A 23,831-nucleotide genomic window follows, 5' to 3' on the forward strand; every position below is an offset into this window, starting at 1 on the left:
CCTAATAATCGAGAAAAATGAAAGAGAAAAAAGAAACAATGTACTCTGTGGGGTTAGACATGGGTAATTCCAAAATGTGTGCAGTAGCAGGAAAAAAAGACGCTCACGGAAACATCACAATCCTACATTACGCCGAAGAAAAGTATGACCCAGATTACGAATCTATGTCGAAAGGCTTTTCCAAAAATCGTCAAAACTTTGACCAAACCGCTAGTCGCGTTTTACAAAAACTTGCCAATAAATCGAGCTTAGATATTGGCTCTGTCAACTGTAATTACTCCAATGAGTTTATCAGTGTCAAAAACGCAAGAGAAGAGTACACAAACTCTGGAAACAAATTCACGGTAAATGATAATACATTAGATCAGATTGTAAGAACAGCCAAAGAAAACTTCAGGAAAAAGAATAAGATAGAGTGCCTTCATCCGCTACCAACAGATTTTTACATCGATGGCGATAAAATCAATAAATATCCTGAAGGTGCCACTGGAAATAAACTCACTTGTAATTTTAATTTTGTTACCAGCCCAAAAGAAAAGCTTGAGAACTTTTACGACACCGTAAGTAACCTTAATTATGATTTCATAGAAACTAAGAAATCCGGTAATCCTGTGACGGTAGAGCAGATTATTTACGGCCCTATAGCAGATGCCATTGCTGTACTTTCTGTTGAAGACAAACAAAATGGTATTTTACTTATAAATTTCGGCTCACAACTAACAGAAATTACGGTTTTTAAAGACTTTGGACTAAGACATACTAGTGTTTTAGGTATTGGCTCATCAGCTATCCTAAAAGACCTTATTCAAGCCTTTAACATCACCGAGAAGCAAGCGGAAGAAGTGTTGCGTTCCAGTTGCGAGAAAAGCAGCAATGAGATTGAAATAAATGAAGTTTTGGAGCTTGAAGGTAAAGACGGACTACCAACCAAACAATTACTATTAAAGTCTGTTGCAATAGTAATTGAGAGCAGATTAAAAGAAATAGTAGCCTTAATAGCGTCAAACGTAATTGAAAGTGATTACGCCAGAGTTCTTGGAAACGGTGTTATGGTTTCAGGAGCCGTTGCCAGATTAGAATTGGTAAAAAGAATATTTGAAAAATCATTCTCACCGTTAATTGTTCGTGTGGCAGATTCCACTAGAAATATTGACAATAATGCTTTCTTTGAGCTTTCTCATCCGAAATACAGCACAGCCGTAGGACTTATGCTTTCTACCCTGAAATCGGTAGACGAAAGACTGCCTATGAGTAATGTTATGAAAGAGAAAAGGAAAATCCCTATCTCATTTTTTAAAAATAATCCAATTTCTTCTTTTCTGGAAAGACTGGAAGATCCTGAACTTAGACAAGCCTACAATTAGTGCTTTCATTTAAAATTTAGAAATTATGTTATACCCTCAAGACTATGGACTAGATTTCCAATCTGACATGCCTAACATTATCACGGTAATAGGTGTAGGTGGTGCGGGTGGCAATGCCGTAAAAACGCTTCACAAGATGGGCATTAAAGATGTCAATATTATTGCAGCCAATACGGATTTACAAGTTCTTAAGAACCTACCAAGTGAGATCACTAGATTACAGCTTGGGGCTCAATTAACAAAAGGTCTTGGTGCGGGTGCAATTCCAAGAGTAGGTGAAGAAGCCGCCCTTGAAAGTGAAGACTCTATTAATCAGCTTTTTAATGAGCCCACAGAAATGGTCTTCATCACTGCTGGTATGGGTGGAGGAACAGGCACAGGTGCCGCTCCAGTGATAGCCCGAATAGCTCAGGAAAGAAACATGCTTACCGTAGGCGTGGTTACCGATCCATTCAGCTGGGAAGGAACAGAGAAGATAGAGCAGGCTCTGGAAGGTATAGAAAAAATGAAAACCTACTGTGACACTGTGCTGATTGTGAAAAATGATAGATTAGAAAATCTTTTTCATGATATGGACATTCAAGAAGCCTTTGAAAGAGCTGACGGAATCCTTGCTAATGGTGTTAAAAGTATTGCAGAGCTTATCACTAGACCAGGTATCATTAACTTAGACTATGCTGACGTAAAAACAGTTCTTAAAAACGCCGGACAGGCCGTTATGGGCTCTGCTGAAGCTTCTGGTGTAGATAGGGCTAAAATAGCCGTAGAAGAGGCCTTAAAGTCCCCATTATTACATAGCAATAACATTAAAGGATCCAAAAGATTGTTGGTGTCCATATGTTACTCTGATGAAAAACCAGAATACAAAATTAAGATGAGTGATCAAGCCATGATCATGCGTTTCATTGAAAATGAAATAAAGACCAAGGCAAAGATTGTAAAACATGGTTATTCTATTGATAGATCTTTAGAAGATCGTATTAGAGTAACCATCGTAGCAGCTGGAATTACAGATTTTGGCACGAGCCTGTCTGAGCAAAAGAAAGAAACAGAAAATGATACCGAAATGGACGAGGACAGTCCTTTTTCTACGTTCGGTATGCCAGGTCTTGCTAGTTCAAAATCAATTAAAAAGAAAATAAAAACCATTCCAGACAATCAAGTTGGTCTGTTTGAGGGAGAAGAAAAATTAAGAGAAACTGTAACTTCCTTTTCTAAAAATGAAAATACAAAAGAAGATATTGAAAACACTCCCGCGTATTTGAGATTTGGACTAGAGCTAGTAGATGTAGATGATATTCCAGAAGAAAATAGATTGATTAATAAAATATAAAATCCTTTTCCTCATTTCGGGCTCCTAGATAAACACTTATTTAGGAGTCTTTTTTTTATTTCCAAACTATGCTGGATAAGTAAATTTGTAGACCACTTCAAACAAAAAGGGCAGCCGATGGCTGCCCTTTTCCTAATACGAATTTGAGATTATTATTCTCCTTTTTCTTTCTTGATAACTTCTTCAGCAATACTCTGAGGAACGATATCATAATGTGAAAAAGTAAGGTTGGCAGTGGCACGACCTGAAGAAATAGTTCTTAAGTCGGTAACATAACCGAACAACTCAGATAATGGCACAGAAGCCTTTATCACCTGAGAACCTTGCTTTGTATCCATTCCCTTCATTACACCACGACGACGGTTCATGTCACCAGTAATAGGTCCTGTATACTCATCAGGAGTTAATATTTCTACTGCCATGATAGGCTCCAATAATTTAGCACCAGCTAATTTACCAGCGTTACGGAATGCCAATCTAGCAGCCATCTCAAAAGAGAAAGAATCTGAATCCACATCATGGAAAGAACCATGATACAGACGAACCTTCATAGAATCCACAGGGAAACCAGCTAAAGGACCATTTTTCATTGCTTCTCTAAAACCTTTCTCAATAGATGGAATAAATTCACGAGGAATAGTACCACCTACAATATTATTTACAAACTGTAAACCAGTTTCTTTTTCTTTTCCTTCTTCCGGCTCATCGCGGGGTCCGATTTCGAATACGATATCGGCAAATTTACCACGACCACCTGATTGCTTTTTATAAACCTCTCTTCCGTCATGAGTCTGGGTAAGTGTTTCTTTATAAGCTACCTGTGGTGCACCTTGGTTAATCTCCACTTTAAATTCACGACGCATTCTGTCAATGATAATATCTAAGTGAAGCTCACCCATACCTCTCATGATAGTCTGACCAGTTTCCTCATCAGTTTCCACTTGAAGTGTTGGATCTTCCTCTACTAATTTAGTAATGGCATTACTGAATTTATCTTGATCAGCTGTTTTCTTAGGCTCAATAGCATATCCAATAACTGGATCTGGAAAATCCATAGATTCCAAAACAATAGGAAATTTCTCATCAGAAAGAGTATCTCCTGTTTTGATATCTTTAAACCCTACTACCGCAGCTATATCACCAGCTTCTAATACATCAATCTGATTTTGCTTATTAGCATGCATTTGGAAAATACGAGAAATACGCTCTTTGTTACCAGAACGGTTATTTAACACGTAAGAACCAGATGGCAACGCACCAGAATAAGAACGGATAAAGCATAAACGACCTACGAATGGATCAGTTGCAATTTTAAATGCCAATGCAGCAAACGGCTCTTTAACATCAGGTTGACGGATAATAACATCACCTGTATCTGGGTCAGTACCTCTAATACCATCTCTATCCAACGGAGAAGGCAGTAATTCCATTACGTAGTCAAGCATTGTCTGAACCCCTTTGTTTTTAAAGGCAGTTCCGCAAAGCATTGGTACGATATCCAAATTGATCGTAGCAGTTCTAAGAGCTTTAATAATTTCTTCGGCAGAAATAGACTCTGGATCTTCAAAGTATTTCTCCATTAAAGACTCATCTACAGAAGCCACAGACTCCAATAGATTTTCTCTCCACTGAGCTACCTCTTCCACCATATCCGCAGGAATAGGAACTTCTGTGAAAGTCATTCCTTTATCCTCTTCGTTCCAAACGACACCTCTGTTATAAACTAAGTCAACAACACCAATAAAGTTCTCCTCATTACCAATTGGCAATTGAAGAGGCACGGCGTTGCTACCTAACATTTCTTTTACTTGAGCACAAACATTTAAAAAGTCTGAACCCTGACGATCCATTTTGTTTACAAAACCTAAACGTGCTACGTTATAGTTATTTGCAAGACGCCAGTTTGTTTCAGATTGTGGCTCTACACCATCTACTGCAGAAAATAAGAATACTAAACCATCAAGTACACGTAAAGATCTATTAACCTCCACTGTGAAATCCACGTGACCAGGAGTATCAATGATATTCATGTGATAGCTGTGACCTTTATATTTCCAGTCTAGCGTAGTAGCAGCAGAAGTAATGGTAATACCTCTTTCTTGCTCCTGCTCCATCCAGTCCATAGTAGCAGCACCATCATGTACTTCTCCTATCTTGTGACTAACACCCCCATAATAAAGGATACGTTCGGTAGTGGTAGTTTTACCAGCATCAATATGAGCGGCAATACCAATGTTTCTTGTGTATTTTAAATCGCGAGCCATTATTAAATATTTACTTATTTTTAGACCTAAATCGTTGCCTATCAACAGAATCAGGACTTATAAAGATCCTAAAGTTACCTTTCTGTTTTCGGGGTGCAAAAGTACATACTTTTTTCTAAGAAATAAACTATCTTTGATAGTATAAGTGTGTAAAGAAGTAATATTATAGATTTTAAGCACCATTGAATAAGATTTCAATTTCAAAAAGTCACAAATCAGAAACAATTATTTAAGTTTGACAGCTCAAAGTAAAAAGAGACAATCATGGCAAAAAACACCAAGACCGAAGATCCACAAATCAATATCGAACTATCCGAAGAAATGGCCGAAGGCGTATACGCCAACTTAGCGATGATAGCCCATTCCAACTCTGAATTTGTGATAGATTTCATAAGATTGATGCCAGGAGTACCAAAGGCCAAGGTAAAATCAAGAATAATTCTGACGCCTGAGCACGCTCAAAGATTACTAGCGGCACTTCAGGACAACATCAGCAAATACGAAGATAATTTTGGTGCTATCAGAGAAAACAATGATGCCGCCCCGTTTCCTATGAACTTTGGCGGCCCAATGGGCGAAGCCTAGAAACCTAAGTCTGTCTTGATAAAGCTTGTTTATTGTAAGGAAATTTACACCTATATAATATAGGGAATTTAAATTCTAAACAAGCTTATCAACTATTTTTCTTCTACTTATCTTTTGGTAAAATAATTTCATTACCTTTGCACTCCCTTTTTCAGGGGAGAACATATTTTTTTTAACATTTTTAATTTTTACAATGCCTACTATACAACAGTTAGTAAGAAAAGGAAGAGAGCAGCTTCAGCATAAGTCAAAATCTCCTGCATTGGATTCTTGCCCACAGCGTCGTGGCGTTTGTACTCGTGTTTACACTACTACTCCTAAGAAACCAAATTCGGCTCTTAGAAAAGTAGCTCGTGTGAGACTTACAAACCAGAAAGAAGTGAACGCTTACATCCCGGGTGAAGGTCATAATCTACAAGAGCACTCTATCGTATTGATAAGAGGTGGTAGAATCAAAGATCTTCCTGGTGTACGTTATCACATCGTTCGTGGAGCATTGGATACCGCAGGTGTAGCGAGCAGAATGCAAGGTCGTTCTAAGTATGGTGCTAAGAGACCTAAAGCAGCCAAAAAGTAGTCCCCATTGTTTTTAAATTAGGGTAGCAATACCATATATATAAAACAGGGAAGTAATGTTACTCACAATGAGTAATGTGAATTAGTTTATTTAAACGAAACCTCATTAAAAAAACAAAGAAATGAGAAAAAGAAAACCGCCAAAACGTTACGTATTGCCTGACCCAAAATTCAGGGACACTAACGTTACCAAATTTGTAAATAATTTGATGATTCAAGGTAAAAAAAGCTTAGCCTATAGCATTTTTTACGGAGCATTAGAATTGGTTGAAAAAAGAACCGAGGAAAATGGTCTTGAAGCATGGAAAAAAGCATTAAACAATGTTTCTCCATCTGTAGAAGTAAAAAGCCGTCGTGTAGGTGGTGCTACTTTTCAGGTGCCTATCGAGGTTCGTGTTGAAAGACGTCAGTCTTTAGGCATGAAATGGCTTATTAGCTATGCTCGTAAGCGTGGAGAAAAAACCATTACAGAGCGTTTAGCTGGCGAGATTATCGCAGCAGCTAAAGGTGAAGGTGCAGCCGTTAAGAAAAAAGACGACACGCACAGAATGGCAGACGCAAACAAAGCATTCTCTCACTTCAGAATGAGATAATAGCTTTTAGCAAGTCTTTATTAAAACCTTCTCAAGAAATTGGGAAGGTTTTTTTGTGGGTAAGTTTAAAATGTCGCAGCTATAATTACGCATCATCAAACATTAGCCTTTGATAGAGAAGTAGTATCTGACCCAGATTAAAAGTAAGATTAAGAAAAACAAGAAACCTTCTCCATTGCTGAAGAAGGTTTCTAAAAGTCTATTAATTCTCGAAAATATATTTGCTATTAACCTGGCAACGGAGCACCTACTGCTACTGCACAATCATGACCTGGTTGACCATGTGCAGGGTTTAATTTCCCTCCATTGGGTACACCAAAATTAGGCGTTGCTGCTGTTGGTGCTGCTAAACTAGGAACAGCAGCTTGAGAAGACCCTGCCGCTGGCAAAGGATCACCTACTGCAACGGCACAATCATGCCCTGGCTGACCATGAGCAGGATTGATGTTTTTAAGATTGGCATTCAAATTTGGTGTAGCGGCTACTGGTGCACTTAAAGCAGGTGTTGCTGCCACAGGCTGGCTTACCGTAACAGCAGCTTTAGGCAAAGGAGCACCCACTGACACAGCACAATCATGTCCAGGCATTCCGTGAGCCGGGTTCAGACCAGAAGTTGAACCACTAAAGTTTTTAGGGGCATTCAAGTTCATCAACTGACCCAATTTGGTAGGAGGATGAATTTCTGCACCGGAAGATATATTATCTGTATTAGAAACTGCCACAGGCTCAGCAACTGTCATCGGAGTAGATGTAATAGGAGTTGCTGCAGTTTCAGATGAACTTAAAGCATCCGACTGACCACCATCTGAATTACACCCTGTGATGCCTAAAGACAGCAAACCAAGCATTAAAAGTACCTTCTTTTCAATTTTCATTCTATTAGGAAATTTATTCATATCCATATAATTACAATAATAACGCCAAAGTTTAAAGATAAAAAAACATCTACATAAACACAATGTAATAGACTGTTCCAAAGGAATTTCCGTTGCAAACATTTATAAAAACATTTCTTATGACCTAAGACCTTATCTCCATCATAACATCCAAAATACACGCTTAGGCAAGATTTTAGACTTCGTAAACCATACATTCTAGGCCACGAAATTCAGTTTCTTATTTTAGCTAAATCGACGTAAAAGCCTCATTTTTGCAAACCCAAAGCATCTGATAAAAGAGAATGACAATTCTGGATACCATCGTAGAAAAGAAAAGGGCTGAAATAGCCCTTGCTAAAGAAAGCATCCCTATTGAGAATTTAAAGACTTACAAACACTTTGACCGTGTGGGTCTGTCATTAAAGGACTCTTTGAGCCGAAAAGGCTCTTCAGGAATCATTGCAGAATTTAAAAGAAAGTCTCCTTCTAAGGGTTTTATCAAGAACGACGCCAATATCACGGAAATTACCCAAGGATATGCTTCCGGTGGAGCAGCTGGAATGAGTATCTTAACAGACAACAGTTTTTTTGGGGGCTCTAAAGAAGATCTTCTTGAAGCAAGAAAGGCTAATCCAAACACTCCGCTTCTTAGAAAGGATTTCATGGTGGACAGTTATCAACTTTTTGAAGCTAAAGCATGGGGAGCAGACGTGATTCTACTTATTGCGGCCTGTTTAAGTCCTAAAGAGATCATGGAACTCAGTTCAATGGCTCATGAGATTGGTTTAGAGGTTTTATTAGAAATCCATAATGAAGAAGAGTTGGCGAGAAGTCCGTTAGAACATATAGATGTGATAGGTGTGAATAACAGAAATCTCAAGAACTTCAGTGAAAGCAATGTGAATGCCTCCCTAAATCTTATAAACCTTATTCCAAAAGAAATGGTTAAGATATCTGAGAGTTGTATTAGTGAAACTGCCACCATAAAGGAACTTCAAGCAGTAGGGTTTCAGGGTTTTTTAATTGGAGAAAATTTCATGAAAGCCGAAGACCCAGGAAACGCATTGAAGACATTTATTCTAGAATTAGAAAAACAATAATGAATTTAAAGCTCAAAGTATGTGGCATGAGAGAGGGTCAAAACATTCAAGATGTTTTAACTCTTAAACCAGACTTTATGGGTTTTATTTTCTTTGAAAAATCTCCAAGAAACGTTGGAGATTACGACCTTACAGCAGGATTCAACAACTTCCCTAAAGACACTAAAAAAGTAGGTGTTTTTGTAGATGCCCCAGAGGAATTTGTTGTCGATAAAGTAAGAAGATACCAGCTAGATTTAGTGCAGCTTCACGGAAAAGAAACGGTTTCTTATTGCCAGAAACTCCGTAGCCTTAAAATTCCTGTAATGAAGGCCTTCTCAGTTGATGAAAATTTCGATTTTGAGACGGTTGAAAGCTTTCAGAAAGTTTCGGATTATTTTCTTTTTGACACCAAAGCGTCAGGAGGACATGGTGGTCATGGCATTTCTTTCGATTGGAATTTGTTGAAAAAGTATACCTTAGAAACACCTTTTTTCTTAGCGGGAGGAATAGATCTTAGTAACATTGACCAATTACAATACATTGAGAATCCCTCTTTCATGGGAATCGATGTGAATAGCAAGTTTGAAACAGAACCGGCTAAAAAAGATATAGAAAAACTAAAAGAGCTCAAACTGGTGCTGGACGCATTTAAAACTAAATGACATCGTTTTTAAAAGCCAATTAGCTATTTTTACCATTAGAATTTGATTAATAATTACATGCTGCAAATAGAAAATTCAGCTTTTGCTGTTAATGAGAGAGGATATTACGGGAATTTTGGTGGAGCATGGATTCCAGAAATGCTTTATCCCAATGTGGAGGAGCTTCGCCAAAACTATTTAGACATCATCTACAAAGATGAGTTTCAAGAAGAGTTTAACGACTTGTTAAAAAACTATGTAGGACGCCCTACCCCACTTTATTTCGCCAACAGACTTTCTGAGAAATATCAAACCAATATTTACCTCAAGAGAGAAGATTTGTGTCATACGGGAGCTCACAAAGTCAATAACACCATTGGCCAGATTTTATTAGCCCAAAGATTAGGCAAAAATAAGATTGTAGCAGAAACCGGTGCTGGACAGCATGGCGTAGCCACGGCCACCGTATGTGCCTTAAAGGGCATAGAGTGCATTGTTTACATGGGGGAAGTGGACATTGAAAGACAGGCACCCAATGTAGCCAGAATGAAAATGTTAGGAGCCGAAGTGAGACCCGCCAAAAGTGGTTCAAGAACTTTAAAAGATGCGACCAACGAAGCCATGAGGCATTGGATTAATAATCCGACCGACACCCATTATATTATAGGCTCGGTAGTAGGGCCTCACCCTTACCCTGATATGGTCGCTAGATTTCAGTCCGTTATTTCGGAAGAAATCAAAAAGCAACTTTTGGAACATACTGGAAATGCAAACCCTGATTATGTGGTCGCTTGTGTAGGCGGAGGGTCTAATGCAGCCGGAACCTATTTCCATTATCTGGATGAGCCTTCCGTTAAGATTATAGCAGCAGAAGCCGCCGGACACGGTATTACGACCGACAAATCTGCCGCTACCACTTTCCTTGGGAAAAAAGGTGTTTTACATGGCAGCAAAAGCCTTTTGATGCAGACCGCCGACGGACAAGTGATAGAGCCGCATTCCATTTCTGCAGGACTGGATTATCCGGGTATAGGACCAATGCATGCTCATCTTTGGGAATCTGGCAGAGCTAAATTTTATGATGCCACAGATGACGAAGCTTTAGCAGCTGGTTTTGAGTTAACAAAACTAGAAGGCATTATACCCGCCATAGAATCTTCTCATGCCCTAGCCGTTTTAGGCAAATTAGGAGCACAGAAAAACGAAACCGTAGTGGTAAGTTTATCTGGAAGAGGAGACAAAGACTTAAGTACTTACATGAAGCATTTATAATCAACCCTTTTGGCCTAGGCCAAATACAAACCTTTAGCAATGAAAAAAACACTTTTAGTATTATCTATCGCCGTATTAGGAATGGCTTGCCAACCACAAACGGAAACAAAAGAAGAAGAAGTCAAAGAAACAGTAACAATGGAAGAAACAGCGAAATTAAGACACGTAGTCATGTTTAAATTTAAAGATGACGCCACCAAGGAGGCCGTAGACGCTGTGGTGACTTCTTTTGAAAATCTACCAAACGAAATTCCAGAAATCAAAGGTTTTGAGTGGGGTGTTAATAACAGCCCAGAAGGTTTGAATCAGGAGTATACCCATATTTTTACACTGACTTTTGATTCTGAAGAAGGTAGAGCAGTTTATTTGCCACATCCTGCTCACAAAGCATTTGGAGAGGGTTTAGGCCCTGTTCTAGATAAAGTTATGGTGATGGATTATTGGAATAAATAAGGTTGACTTAGAGAGCCTCAGTCAACTAATGAGTCTCAGTTAACTGTAATAATGAATTTGTGATTGTAGTATTTTACGTAATAAATGAATCGATTAGAACAGCTATTTATTGATAAGCCAAATGATGTTTTGAACATCTACTTTACGGCTGGTTTTCCTAATCTTAACGACACCGTGCCTTTGTTAGAGGCGGCACAAGAAGGTGGAGCTAGTTTAGTGGAAATAGGTATGCCTTTTTCTGACCCCGTAGTAGATGGAGAAACTATTCAAAAGGCCAATTTAAGGTCTCTCCAAAATGGCATGTCTGTGGCTTTGCTTTTTGAGCAATTGAAAGGTATGCGAGAGCAGATAAATCTTCCAATTATTTTAATGGGAGACATTAATCCAGTTTTCCAGTTCGGCATAGCAGAATTTTGTCAGAAATGTGAAGAAGTGGGTGTAGATGGTCTAATTCTTCCCAACTTACCAATGGCAGAGTATCTTCAAGATTTTAAAGAGCTTTTTGATAAGCATGGATTGATAAATATCTTTTTAATTACACCGCAAACCTCGGAAGACAGAATTAGAGAGATAGATGAGTATTCTTCTGGATTCGTTTATATGGTTTCTTCTGCCTCTACCACAGGTTCTACCGCTGGTATTACAGAAGAAATGAAAGGCTATTTCGACAGAGTTAACAAAATGAATTTAAAAATTCCGAGATTGATAGGTTTCGGAATAAAAGACAAGGAGACCTTTAATGAAGCCAGTCAATACGCCAACGGTGCCATTATAGGAAGTGCTTTCGTTAGGGCCATTGACACTGCAAACCCGACAGAAGGAGCAAAAATATTTTTAAATCAAGTTTTAAACTAATATAGATTTTGACCTAAGGTTGGTTTCTATATATCATTAATTGAATCATTAAAATTATGACAGCATACGTATTTCCAGGTCAAGGAGCTCAATTTAGTGGAATGGGCAAAGAGCTTTATGAAGAGTCTACCAAGGCCAAAGAACTTTTTGACAAAGCCAATGAAATATTAGGTTTTGAAATCACCAAAATTATGTTTGAAGGCTCCGCAGAAGACTTGCAGAAGACCAATGTAACCCAGCCTGCAGTTTATCTTCACTCGGTTATAAAAGCACTCTGTGCAGATGAGATTAAGGCTGACATGGTAGCAGGTCATTCCTTAGGAGAGTTTTCATCCTTGGTCGTGGCTGGTGTATTGTCTTTTGAAGATGGCCTTAAGTTGGTATCTCAAAGAGCCGAAGCAATGCAAAAAGCATGCGAAATAACACCTTCTACCATGGCAGCAGTATTAAGACTAGAAGATGATAAAGTTGAAGAGATTTGTGCACAAATAACGGAGGAAACGGGTGAAACTGTAGTAGCTGCTAATTACAACTGTCCAGGGCAACTGGTGATTTCTGGTACTGTAAAAGGAATAGATATTGCTTGTGAGAAAATGAAAGAAGCGGGAGCTAAAAGAGCCTTAGTTTTACCTGTAGGTGGTGCATTCCATTCTCCATTAATGGAGCCAGCTAGAGAAGAGTTGGCAGCAGCCATAGAAAACACCGTTTTTAACAGCCCCTCTTGCCCTATCTACCAAAACGTAACCGCCAAGCCTTCGACAGACATTAGTACGATTAAAGCCAACCTCATTGCCCAACTAACAGCACCTGTAAGATGGACACAATCTGTACAAAATATGGTAGCAGACGGAGCGACTAGCTTTGTGGAGTGTGGGCCAGGAAAAGTGCTTCAAGGCTTAGTAAGCAAAATAGCTGCGGATGTAGAGGTTTCTGGAATATAGTTGTTAATAACTAATATTAAGGAACTTAGGGGTAACAGCTCATATTTGACAGAAAATAATTTAAAAACTTTCTCTCAAATGACTTGACAGGAAAGAAAATTGCCCTTATTTTTGCAGCCTAATTACACGATTGACCCGTGGTGTAATGGTAACACAGGGGCTTTTGGTGCCCTTATTGAGGGTTCGAGTCCTTCCGGGTTAACTAGAAAAAGCTGCTGATTAATTTCAGTGGCTTTTTTGCTTTTAATGTTGCCGGAAACGTTGTCGTTTTTGCAAAAAAAGAAGACTTCGGGTATCGAAACCCAAAGTCTTCTTAATACCTAAAGCTTATACTCTAAATCAATCTTCCTTCACAGCCACTGTCTTCAATAACATTTCTTTAAGCTCTTTAAAGTCATTTTTTAATGCTTTGGTCTCTGCTTGGACTGTTCTCGACTCCGCTCGAACTGACATTGACTCTGCTCGCACGGATAAGAGTTCTGATTCATACGCCGTATTTTTCTGAATTTGATTTTGCAGTTGCTCTTGTAGCTTCTCTATTGTTTCTTCTTGCTTCCTGTTTGTCAGTTCGAGCGAAGCCGAGAACCTCATTTCACTAGCTAAGTCACTTTGCAATTTCTTCGTTCTTTCTTCCAAAGCTTTTATGGCGGCAAAACTTACCCCGTCAAAATCTGCAGTGGCTATGGTGGTGTCGTTTCCTATAGTGCCATAGGCATCTTTACCAAAATGATGATGGAATTCTTGTGCCATCACACCCCAGTGGCGGTTTTTTGAGCTATCATCCCCTTTGTAGTTCCAGGTGCCTATAAACATCTGAGATACGCTCTTTAGGACTCTTTCCCCATTAGAAGCAATAAAGTTTTCTTTCTTAGTAGAGTCAGATATAGACGACCATGAGTTTGCTTTATTATGAGCCATTATGCCGTATTTAATAACACTACTTAGGTTATTATCAGTAAAAAAAGTATAACCATTTTCAAAGCGAGCCAAAAGCCTATTTTCCACATCTGCTTTCAAGGAGTCTCCTGAATCTGAAACATAATCGCTTAAGACCAAAGCCCCTTGAAAACCATTAGTAGTTGCCATAACTCCTATTGCCGTGCTGTAAGAACCAGATGCTTTAGTACGATAGCCCATAGCTGTAGAAGAAGTACCTGAGGCAGATGTAGAAGATCCTATAGCTGTAGAAAAATTACCAGAAGCAGATGTATAAGATCCAAGAGCTGTAGAAGAAGTACCAGAAGCAGATGTAGAAGAACCCAGAGCTGCAGAATATGAACCTGAGGCAGAGTTAACATAACCCAGAGCTATGGAATAATTACCTGAGGCAACTGTACGATAACCTAGAGCAGTGGAACTAGAACCTGAGGCAGCTGTATTATAACCCAGAGCTGTAGAAGAAGTTCCTCTAGCTTTAAAATCTGAAAGCTTATGCAAACCTGCCCATAAGGCACCAGACCCGACATCATATACAAGACCCCGTCCAATATATTTTTGAACGGCCGATGAAACACCATCTCGTAAAATTGCCTTCCATTTTAAAACAAACCCCGCTCCTACATTAGCATCATTATCTGTCTTGAATTTAATTCTTATCAAGTTATTATTAACAATTAAACTTAAGGGTAAGGCATTACCAGAATACGCTCCAAGAACCTCAGAAGAATAAAAATCTAAAACATAAACCGTATCTCCATCTGCTTCTGTATCTAACGATTCAAAATCTATATGATAGGCTTGAAAAAGTGGGTCAAATGTATTTAAGCCAAAGGAACAGTTGTAAGACAACCCGCCTATGTAATCTGCATCACCACTTGGGTCTCTTAGGATTCCTGCTAAGGCAGAACTTATATCAATAGAAGCACAACTCATGGTACGCACATTGCTAGCTGGGTCTTCTTTGGTAAATTTAACTTTAGGACCGACTAACAGGCCATTACCAAAAACATTTAACTGGTCTTGGTTGGTGCCGTCATCATTTATGCTATGGGCACCTGGCGTAATGAGAACTGACTGGGCAGTAACTAAGGCTGACACGAAAACTAAGCCTAGAAGAAATAGTATTCTTTTCATATTTCAAGATATATATTCCAAAAATACTTGAAAATCAGATGTTTAAAACCCCAAATCAGTGAGTTTTATTTTACGGCATATTGAAAAACTATTTTGAAAAGACTCGTCCCTTAATTTTCTTAAGGTATGTCATAAACGTCTTTAATAATATACAATGGCATCCACACGAATAAATGCTCAAAACAATTCTAAATAATCCATTGCGTTGGCACTGTACCGGTAGTAATTGATCTTCAATAAAACCTTCCCAAGAAGGGAAATATATTCATTTCCTTCAATCTTATCGCCATCCACTAATTGATTCATAAACAATTTCAAAGAGGAGATTTTGTTCTTATACTGATGCCCTATTCTATGTGGATAAATATTTTAACCGTGCGTTGAGCTACTTCCTTATACTCATTAAAGCAATCATCATAACTACAAAAGGCAATCTCATATACACATAACGTTATTATAACATATAAGCACAACACCCTGCAACGCTACAAAACCTCTTGACAATCAACAATACGCCATTTTGGACTGAATATTGATACAGAGCTTATTGTATATTTTTTAGCTCTATAATAAAACCCCTATGAGACCTGCTAATACCAAATTCATTAATTTGAGTTTCAGCGTTTGCTTTTTTACCCTTTTAGGGTTGTTTTTGATTCCCAACAAAAGTATATGCCAAAAAAATTACCTTAAATTTGAGAATTTTGGTATTTCAGAAGGACTCTCACATAGTTATGTACGAAGTATCTGTCAAGATAAACAAGGCTTTCTTTGGCTGGGAACAAGAAATGGTCTTAATAGATATGATGGATATTCCTTTAAAGTTTATCAAAGTAAGTCCAAAGATCCAACTAGTATAAGTAGTAATCAAGTCACCGATATTCATCAAAGTAAAAACGGAAACTTGTGGATTACCACAACCGGAGGGGGCTTAAACCTTTATGACAACACTAAGGATCACTTTACAAGCTTTAAGCACGAAGCAAAGAACACCAATTCGGTTTCCTCTAATTCCCTAAATACCGTATTCGAAGATCATAAAGGAAATGTATGGATAGGGACTGACGGCAAGGGCGTAGATGTATATTCACCAAAGGACAATTCCTTTTCACATTATACTGCTAATATGACCTCTGGTCTAGAAGATAATTTTATAGAAGCGATATATGAGGACAGCAAAAATCAAATTTGGGTAGGAAGCCAGAATGGACTTTATATTTTTAACCATAAAACAAAGTCATTCGCCCCCTTTGATTTTAGCAAATATACCACCACTAAAGTAAGCGTAAGAACCATATTAGAAGACAGTAAAAACCAATTATGGATAGGCACTAATGGTAATGGTTTATTTAAATACAACACAACCAGCAATTCTATTCAACATTATGTTTATGATGAGAATAAACCCAAAGGCTTAGGTAGTAATGTCATATATGCCTTAGAGGAAGGTCCGAAAGGAAATATATGGATTGGCACCGAAAATGGGGGACTCTCTATCTTCAACCAAAGGGAAAATTCTTTTGAAACTTTTCAAAATGATGAGTTGGACTCCTATAGTCTGAGTAGTAATTCAGTACACTCCTTATTGAAAGATCAAAAAGGAAACATGTGGGTGGGCACCTTCAACTCTGGTATAAATCAAGTAAATATTGATGCTGAAAAGTTTGTCCATTATCGACATAAATCCAAAGTCAATAGCCTTAATAATGATAATATTCTTACAATTTATGAGGACAAGAAAGCCCAAATATGGATTGGGACGGATGGTGGTGGTCTAAATATAATGAATCCTAAAAATGGAAGTTTCAGACATTTCACCCATAACAATAAAGATATTAAGACTATTGCTGGTGACCACGTTTTAAGCGTCCTAGAAATGGAAAACGGAGAAATATGGGTTGGCACTTGGGGAAAAGGAATTACTGTTTTTAATGCTGACGCTAAAATACTCCGGCATTATAAAAACAACCCTTTAAACAAGACATCTCTGAGTAACAATAACATTTGGGTCATGCATCAAGATGTGGATAAAAACATCTGGATTGGTACATACGGCGGAGGCATTAATCTTTACAACCCTTCAAACAATTCTTTTATACAATTTCCCTCCGACCCGCTTCCTGAAAAGAAAGGCACAAATAATAATAAGATACTTTCTATCACAGAAGACACGAAAGGTTTTATCTGGATTGGGACAGATGGGGGCGGCCTGAATAGAATGAAAAAAGCGGATAAGTCTTTTTCATATTTCATGCACCACGATAACAACAACAGTATCAGTAGCAATAGTGTTGATAATGTTTTTGAAGATAAGAATGGTAACCTTTGGATTAGCACTAAGAATGGTTTGGATTTATACAAACCAAAAGAAAAGCTTTTTACTCAGTTCTCAGAAGAAGATGGCTTAGAAGGAAATATCATTCAAGGAGTATTAGAAGACAATAACGAAAACCTCTGGATTAGCACCAATAAAGGCATAAGTAGATATAATCCAACGACGAGGACCTTTCATAATTATTCTGAAGCTGATGGGCTTCAAAAAGGCCAATTTAAAGAATTAGCTTTTTGTAAAACCAAGATGGGTAAAATGTATTTCGGGGGAAATAATGGAATCAACGCTTTCTGGCCTGACAGTGTGAAGCAAGTCAGCTTTGAACCTCCATTGCTCATCACAGGTTTTAAGATTTTCAATAAAAACATTGCCGTAGCAAAGGACGAGAAAGATATCTCACCCTTAAAGAAAAACATTTCAATCGTTGATAAAATAACACTCTCTTATAAAGACCAGGTTTTTTCATTTGATTTTTCTTCTTTGAACTTCGTATCCGATAAAAAGAAAAAATATCAATATAGAATGCTCGGCTTTGACCAAGAATGGCAGCAAGTGGGAAACGAACATTCCGCTACTTATACTAATCTAGACCCTGGCAAATACATATTTCAAGTAAATGGTCTGAATAATGACGGTAATTGGTCTGAACATCCTAAAGAGCTATATCTCACTATTACGCCACCATTTTGGAAAACTTGGTGGTTTAGACTATTAATCATAATGGCCTTCTTTGGAAGCATCTTTGCACTCTATAGATACAGAACGAGAGCAATAAGAAGAAAAAAGGCTTCCCTAGAAAGGGAAATCAGAAAACGCACAAGCGAACTTCAAATATCAACCGAACATGAAATTGCAGCTCGTGAAGAAGCCGAAAAAGCTAGAATAGATGCTGAACTTGCCAACAAAGCCAAAAGTGTTTTTTTGGCTACAATGAGCCATGAGATACGGACACCAATGAATGGCGTCATAGGAATGAGTAATCTCTTATTGGAAACAGAGTTAAACAAAGAACAAAAAAGCTACGCAGAAACAATTGGCATTTCGGCCGACAACCTGCTAACGGTCATTAACGATATTCTAGACTTTTCAAAAATAGAGTCTGGGAAAATGGAACTTGAAGACAGAGATTTTAAACTCAGGACTTGTATTGAAGAAGTGATTGACCTGTTTGCGAAAAAAGCAGTTGAAAAGAACTTAGACCTCATTTATCAGATAGACCCAAAGGTTTCAACACACATTTATGGAGACCCAACTAGGCTTAGACAAGTTCTAATAAATCTCATCGGAAATGCCCTTAAATTCACCCATGAAGGCGAGATTTTCCTAAAAGTAAAACTGGCTGAAAGACATATTCCTGATAAAATCAACCTATCCTTTGAAGTCCGCGATACAGGGATTGGAATCCCTAATGAGAAAAGAGATAAACTATTCCAAGCGTTTTCACAGGTAGACTCCTCGGTAACAAGAAAATACGGAGGAACTGGCTTAGGCTTAATTATCAGTAAGCGATTGGTCAATTTAATGGGTGGAGAAATTGGTATAGAAAGTCAGGAAGGAACTGGCACTACTTTCTATTTTAACATTATAACAATGCCGGGTGAAGCATCTGAGCCCGCCTATATCGCAACAGGCGGACTAGATGCCTTAAGGGGAAAACGTATTTTGGTAATAGATGATAATGAAACAAATAGGAAAATCTTAGAAGCACAACTTAATTTCTGGGAATACAAACCGATCCTTGCATCCTCTGCTTCAGAAGCACTAAAATTGATGGAAAATTCGGAAAGTTTCGATATTATTTTAACGGATATGGAAATGCCTGAAATGAATGGTTTAGAGCTAGCTCATGAAGTGCGTAAAAGGGGTTCGAAGACACCGATCATTTTGCTGAGTTCTCTAGGTGACATATCCTATAAAAACCATGCAGACCTCATTTCAGCAAGCCTTACCAAGCCTGTAAAACAACAGCTGCTCTTTAAAGAAATTCTTACTCAACTCAAAACTCCTGTTAATCTTCAAAAGCCCGATATTCTAGCAGAAAACAAGAAAACAGATGAGTATTTTGCCCAAAAACACCCCGCCAACATCATCGTGGCGGAAGATAACTTAATAAATCAAATGGTTATAACTAAGGTTTTAAAGGGACTTGGCTTTCATCCAACTATAGCTGTGAATGGAGTTCAAGTCATAGAAAAGTTTAAGCAAGGAGATTTCAATATGATTTTGATGGATATTCAAATGCCCGAAATGGACGGTTTAGAAGCTACCCAGCAAATAAGAAAACTCTCGAAAAAACAGCCTATAATAATCGCTATGACAGCAAATGCGATGCAAGGAGATAAAGAAATATGCCTAGAAGCTGGAATGGACGATTATATCAGCAAACCAATAAATAAGGAAGATTTAATGCTCAAAATAAAGAATGGGTTTTCAAAATTGAAGATGGAGGAAGACGCCCTTAAATAGGATTTCTTAATTCAAATTAAGTCCTGTTTTAAGTAAATCAATTAGCCAAAGAGTCTTAAACCAAATGTTATCAATTACGCTTGTTTCTTCATCTTTCGCATAAACTGACTAATTTGCATTTTTAACAGACTCCAAAAAATGAAATACGTTTTCCTATTATTTTTGACCCTCTCTCCATTGCTCAGTACAGCTCAAACTGTGTCAGAAAAAGTAGACAGCCTAGAAACGAAAGTTCTCTTACTCATAGACAACCCCGCCTACAGCATAGAAATACCAGATACTTGGGAGATAAAAACAGGCTGTACAGAAACGCAATGCACCGCCGTTTCTAAAGGTGATACCATTGGTGGTTATGACATCTATTTAGAAAGCATCAATCTTACCGTCAATAAACTTTCATCCGCCAGCTATACGGCAGAAAAATATACCAATTTTTCTATCGGTTATTTACCTAAAGTGGTGAGTGAATTTAAAGTCCTTGAAAAAACTAAGCTCAACTCAAGAAGCTACAGAATTACTTATACGGGAGTAAAAAACAACCTCCGCCAAACTTGGAGACAATACTATCACGTCAAAAATAGCAAGGTCTATATTGTAACATTCTCTGCAGAAGCAAAAAAATATAGATACTACGAAGAAATGATAGAACCTTATTTGGCCAGTTTTAAATTTAAATAAACCATAGAAGTCTGGGCAATTATTCCTAACCATTGCTCTATTTTCCTTGGTGTCGTGGATAGCGAATACTTCTCACGCTTTCTGCTTCCGCATTTATTACGGATGATATTAGCGTAGCGACTGCATTGTCAAAAAACAATATCTTACTTGAGATTTTCGTTTTGAAACCAGACTAAACCATATGATTTTAGTCTAACTGTTACAGTCCGCTTTTAATAATTATCCAAAAAAACACACAATATGTTAAGAATCATAATCTATACAATAGTGACCGCTGCTTTTTTGGGATGTGGCGTAGCTAAAAACCCACCTTACATTACCGAAGATTTTGAGCAGGCCACAGCAGGTCATGAAAAAATTGCCATTCTTCCTTACGAACCCTATTCTACTTGGCAAATGCGAGAAAAAGGGGAACTTGATTTATGGCAAGAACAAATGGAAATATCTGGACCATTTCTTCAGAAAAAAATCTTTACTGCATTTGCAAAGAAAGTCAATAAAGGCAAGCTTGATTTAGTCGTTCAAAGTTTCTTAAAAACGAATGAGATTTTAAAAGATAACAAAATCACATATCCTACTTTGAAAGACATGGATAAGGCGAGTTTAGGAAAACTCTTAGGTCTAGACGCCATATTTTTTTGTCAGTATTTTGATGATTCTGACAAAAGTGTGGATAGGCCTGGAGTAAGAACAGTAGAAGACTTAGGTAAAGACATGCTTTTCACGGCCTCACTTTTTGATGGGCAAACGGGCAACTTACTTTGGAGAAAGAACCTGGTCATGCCGATACAAACAAGAGCGGACACTAAAGACCTTTTGGCTGTGAAGGCCATAAATAGTTTTGTGAAGTTTATTCCCTATAATTTACCCAAGCTTGAAGATGGTTTGATTGAAAAAGAACTGATTCAGTTTCAGCTGCCTTAACTTCGGATCAAAATCACGACTAACAACACGTCATTCGATATTTTTTGAGCATTCATAGTAAATGGCTTTCTTAAGTATAAGATGTATTTTCGTTTTAAACAAAACCCTATTCAGGTATGAAACCGAAAACGTTTCCTATTCTACTTTGCTTCTTTCTTAGTCTAAATACTTGGGCACAATCTTCTGACAACAATTCAAGAGTAATAAGAATACTTACTTTCAATATTCTTCATGGTGCTACCACCAATGGAGATTTTGATTTAGATCATATTGCTAAGGTAATTTCTGATACTCATCCTGATTTTGTAGCCTTACAGGAAGTAGACTATAAAACCAATAGAGCAAGAAAATATGATTTGGTCACGGAACTCGGCTTTAGAACCAAACTTTCACCCCTCTTTGGCAGAGCCATGAAATATGATGGAGGAGAGTATGGCGAAGGGATTTTATCCAAATACACCTTTCTAAATACCAGAAATGTTTCTATGCCCCACAGTATTGGAAGCGAACCCAGAGCAGCCCTAGAGGTCACTTCTGTATTGTCGTCTGGTGATACCATATCTTTTATAGGAACTCATTTAGACCATTTGAAAGATGGAAAAGATAGGCTAGCTCAAACAGAAAGTATAAACATGCACTTCACTTCTAATCCATACCCGACAATTTTGGCAGGCGATTTAAATGATGTGCCTGGAAGTATGGCTATAAATACCTTAGAAAAACTTTGGCTTTCTTCTTATGACAAAGCGAACCCAGAGCCCACGTATCCTTCAGATAAACCCAAAGTCAAAATTGATTATGTTATGTTTTACCCGAAAAACAGATGGAAGGTATTAAGCTCTGAGGTGATTCAAGATACGGTGGCATCAGACCATTGTGCCTATTTAGTGACGGTAGAGCTGCTAGAAAAATAGAAATAAGCCTTTTTCAATTCCTGTAGGTCTATATTTTGCCTTAGCTTTGTCAAAATTCAAACTATGCACTGGGAAACACTTTTTTCTAACAAAAGATACGGCTCTAGAAACCTCCAAAATACAGACGAGACTCGTGGAGAGTATTTGAGAGATTACGACCGACTTATTTTTTCATCCCAGTTCAGAAGGCTTCAGGACAAAACGCAGGTTTTCCCGTTACCAGGCTCTGTTTTTGTACATAATAGGTTAACACATAGCCTTGAAGTGGCATCGGTAGGCCGTTCTCTAGGAAGGCTGGTAGGCGAAAAAATAGCCCAGAAAAATGCCGACGCTTTAAGCACTCCAGCAATAGAATTTTACAAATTTGCTCTAGCAGATGTTATTCAAACGGGCTGCATCGCTCATGATATCGGTAACCCGCCCTTTGGGCATTCAGGAGAAGATGCTATCAGAACCTTCTTTGAAGAACTTTCTGGCAGCCAAAAGGAAACTTTAGAAAACGAGTTGACGCCAAACCAACTAGCAGATTTAAAAAACTTTGAAGGTAATGCCAATGCCTTCCGCGTACTCAGCACCATTTTTCTTCATGCCGGGCTAAAACTCACTTATACCACTTTAGCTTCAATTGTCAAATACCCAATTGACAGTTTACACGGTTTTGATAAATCTACTGGTCTTATTTCTACTAAAAAGTCTGGCTATTTTGACGCTGAACTTCCAGTAGTCAAGCAAATGGTTGATGATTTGAAAATGACTTATATAGACGCGTCTAAGACCCATTTAGCCAGACATCCTTTTGTGTTTTTAGTAGAAGCCGCCGACGACATTTGCTATAGAATTATTGACCTAGAAGACGCCTTTCGTTTACATATACTGTCTTTTGAAGAAGTAAAATCACTGCTACTTCCGTTTTTTGAAGCAGAAAATAATTTCGCTTACATAAAAGAGCAGATGATTACCATGAGAGACGAAAAACAAAAACTCTCGTTGCTCAGAGCCATGCTCATTAGCCTGTTGACCAGAAAGTGTTCAGATGCCTTTATGGCTCACGAGACAGGCCTTTTAAATGGAGATGTTAATAAATCATTGATTGAATTAATCGATAAAAAATCGATTGCGTTGATTGACAAAATTGACCATGTTTCTGTGAGTAAAATCTATAATCACAAATCTGTAGTTGAAATAGAAATTGCTGGTTTTCATGTGATTGGTGGTCTACTTAAAGAATTCCTTGGGGCTATTTTAGAACCCAAATCTGCCAAATCTAAAAAAATGAAAAGACTCATTCCTCAACAGTTTGATATCAATGAGGAGCAGGGGCTCTACTTAAATATACTTTCTGTTTTAGATTTCATTTCAGGTATGACAGACATTTATGCTGTAGATCTTTATAGAAAAATAACGGGGATTCAGATTCCTAGTTTAGGATAAAACAAAAACTCCTTTTTCTTATAATCGGTTAACACAGATATAATTACGCATTTCTACCCTACCTCTAGCAGCTTTGCATCACAGACAGGTGTCTGAACCAAATAGGCAATACGAAATGTTTAATTAGCCTAATGCATTTAGGTCTTAAAACGGAAATGGGCAACTAAGCTTCCCTT

Annotated in this window: 19 protein-coding genes and 1 tRNA gene; 17 read left to right on the top strand and 3 right to left on the bottom strand. The window is 37.9% G+C overall.

The genetic code is table 11. The annotated features are described in order from the left end of the window. The first annotated feature begins 17 nt into the window (after window positions 1–17). Together ACTBZY_RS13370 and ftsZ are read left to right on the top strand one after the other, a co-directional pair. Window positions 18–1,364 (top strand): cell division protein FtsA, encoded by a 1,347-nt coding sequence (locus ACTBZY_RS13370; protein ID WP_463046839.1) that lies wholly within the window; start codon window positions 18–20, stop codon window positions 1,362–1,364. 25 nt (window positions 1,365–1,389) lie between these two features. Next, window positions 1,390–2,697 (top strand): cell division protein FtsZ, encoded by a 1,308-nt coding sequence (gene ftsZ / locus ACTBZY_RS13375; RefSeq protein WP_463046840.1) that lies wholly within the window; start codon window positions 1,390–1,392, stop codon window positions 2,695–2,697. A gap of 152 nt (window positions 2,698–2,849) precedes the next feature. Here ftsZ and fusA read toward each other — a convergent pair whose 3' ends face one another. Continuing rightward, window positions 2,850–4,961, bottom strand: coding sequence for an elongation factor G (gene fusA, locus ACTBZY_RS13380; RefSeq protein ID WP_463046841.1), 2,112 nt, complete (start codon window positions 4,959–4,961; stop codon window positions 2,850–2,852). Between the two features lie 264 nt (window positions 4,962–5,225). Here fusA and ACTBZY_RS13385 point away from each other — a divergent pair, with 264 nt between their 5' ends. The 3 genes from ACTBZY_RS13385 to rpsG all read left to right on the top strand — a co-directional run bounded on the left by ACTBZY_RS13385 (window position 5,226) and on the right by rpsG (window position 6,715). Then, window positions 5,226–5,546 carry a DUF3467 domain-containing protein gene (locus ACTBZY_RS13385; protein ID WP_463046842.1) on the top strand — a complete coding sequence of 107 codons (321 nt, stop codon included), beginning with the start codon at window positions 5,226–5,228 and terminating at the stop codon, window positions 5,544–5,546. Window positions 5,547–5,739: 193 nt separating this feature from the next. Further along, a complete protein-coding gene (gene rpsL, locus ACTBZY_RS13390) occupies window positions 5,740–6,123 on the top strand; it encodes a 30S ribosomal protein S12 (protein ID WP_463046843.1) in 384 nt (127 codons plus the stop codon). A 121-nt stretch (window positions 6,124–6,244) separates the two neighbouring features. Further along, complete coding sequence (gene rpsG, locus ACTBZY_RS13395) at window positions 6,245–6,715, top strand: 30S ribosomal protein S7 (protein WP_463046844.1); 471 nt, start codon at window positions 6,245–6,247, stop codon at window positions 6,713–6,715. A gap of 227 nt (window positions 6,716–6,942) precedes the next feature. Here rpsG and ACTBZY_RS13400 read toward each other — a convergent pair whose 3' ends face one another. Continuing rightward, the gene (locus ACTBZY_RS13400; protein WP_463046845.1) at window positions 6,943–7,590 is read right to left on the bottom strand and encodes a hypothetical protein; all 648 of its coding nucleotides are present in this window, start codon (window positions 7,588–7,590) and stop codon (window positions 6,943–6,945) included. A 305-nt stretch (window positions 7,591–7,895) separates the two neighbouring features. Here ACTBZY_RS13400 and trpC point away from each other — a divergent pair, with 305 nt between their 5' ends. The 7 genes from trpC to ACTBZY_RS13435 all read left to right on the top strand — a co-directional run bounded on the left by trpC (window position 7,896) and on the right by ACTBZY_RS13435 (window position 13,039). After that, window positions 7,896–8,693 (top strand): indole-3-glycerol phosphate synthase TrpC, encoded by a 798-nt coding sequence (trpC, locus tag ACTBZY_RS13405; protein WP_463046846.1) that lies wholly within the window; start codon window positions 7,896–7,898, stop codon window positions 8,691–8,693. Continuing rightward, complete coding sequence (locus ACTBZY_RS13410) at window positions 8,693–9,337, top strand: phosphoribosylanthranilate isomerase (RefSeq protein ID WP_463046847.1); 645 nt, start codon at window positions 8,693–8,695, stop codon at window positions 9,335–9,337. The genes trpC and ACTBZY_RS13410 overlap by 1 nt, the downstream gene beginning before the upstream one ends. A 57-nt stretch (window positions 9,338–9,394) precedes the next feature. Next, complete coding sequence (gene trpB / locus ACTBZY_RS13415; protein WP_463046848.1) at window positions 9,395–10,588, top strand: tryptophan synthase subunit beta; 1,194 nt, start codon at window positions 9,395–9,397, stop codon at window positions 10,586–10,588. A 39-nt stretch (window positions 10,589–10,627) separates the two neighbouring features. Next, the gene (locus ACTBZY_RS13420) at window positions 10,628–11,041 is read left to right on the top strand and encodes a Dabb family protein (protein ID WP_463046849.1); all 414 of its coding nucleotides are present in this window, start codon (window positions 10,628–10,630) and stop codon (window positions 11,039–11,041) included. A gap of 84 nt (window positions 11,042–11,125) precedes the next feature. Further along, window positions 11,126–11,896, top strand: a complete 771-nt coding sequence (gene trpA, locus ACTBZY_RS13425) for a tryptophan synthase subunit alpha (protein WP_463046850.1) — start codon at window positions 11,126–11,128, stop codon at window positions 11,894–11,896. Between the two features lie 56 nt (window positions 11,897–11,952). Beyond that, complete coding sequence (gene fabD / locus ACTBZY_RS13430; RefSeq protein ID WP_463046851.1) at window positions 11,953–12,837, top strand: ACP S-malonyltransferase; 885 nt, start codon at window positions 11,953–11,955, stop codon at window positions 12,835–12,837. 131 nt (window positions 12,838–12,968) lie between these two features. Continuing rightward, window positions 12,969–13,039: transfer RNA gene (locus ACTBZY_RS13435), tRNA-Gln, on the top strand. 137 nt (window positions 13,040–13,176) lie between these two features. On the opposite strand, the gene ACTBZY_RS13440 is transcribed toward ACTBZY_RS13435, so the two are convergent. Beyond that, a complete protein-coding gene (locus ACTBZY_RS13440; RefSeq protein WP_463046852.1) occupies window positions 13,177–14,910 on the bottom strand; it encodes a tail fiber domain-containing protein in 1,734 nt (577 codons plus the stop codon). Window positions 14,911–15,490: 580 nt separating this feature from the next. On the opposite strand from ACTBZY_RS13440, the gene ACTBZY_RS13445 reads away from it, so the two are divergent. The 5 genes from ACTBZY_RS13445 (at window position 15,491) to ACTBZY_RS13465 (ending at window position 23,655) form a co-directional block, all read left to right on the top strand. Beyond that, window positions 15,491–19,708 carry a hybrid sensor histidine kinase/response regulator gene (locus ACTBZY_RS13445; protein ID WP_463046853.1) on the top strand — a complete coding sequence of 1,406 codons (4,218 nt, stop codon included), beginning with the start codon at window positions 15,491–15,493 and terminating at the stop codon, window positions 19,706–19,708. Between the two features lie 138 nt (window positions 19,709–19,846). Further along, on the top strand, window positions 19,847–20,386 hold the full coding sequence (locus ACTBZY_RS13450) for a hypothetical protein (protein ID WP_463046854.1): 540 nt from the start codon (window positions 19,847–19,849) through the stop codon (window positions 20,384–20,386). A gap of 240 nt (window positions 20,387–20,626) precedes the next feature. After that, window positions 20,627–21,310, top strand: coding sequence for a hypothetical protein (locus ACTBZY_RS13455; protein WP_463046855.1), 684 nt, complete (start codon window positions 20,627–20,629; stop codon window positions 21,308–21,310). Between the two features lie 116 nt (window positions 21,311–21,426). Continuing rightward, window positions 21,427–22,224 carry an endonuclease/exonuclease/phosphatase family protein gene (locus tag ACTBZY_RS13460; RefSeq protein WP_463046856.1) on the top strand — a complete coding sequence of 266 codons (798 nt, stop codon included), beginning with the start codon at window positions 21,427–21,429 and terminating at the stop codon, window positions 22,222–22,224. A 63-nt stretch (window positions 22,225–22,287) separates the two neighbouring features. After that, entirely contained in the window at window positions 22,288–23,655 is a 1,368-nt protein-coding gene (locus tag ACTBZY_RS13465) for a deoxyguanosinetriphosphate triphosphohydrolase (protein ID WP_463046857.1), read from the top strand. The last annotated feature ends 176 nt before the right edge of the window (window positions 23,656–23,831 follow it).

This window comes from Arcticibacterium sp. (assembly GCF_055134445.1).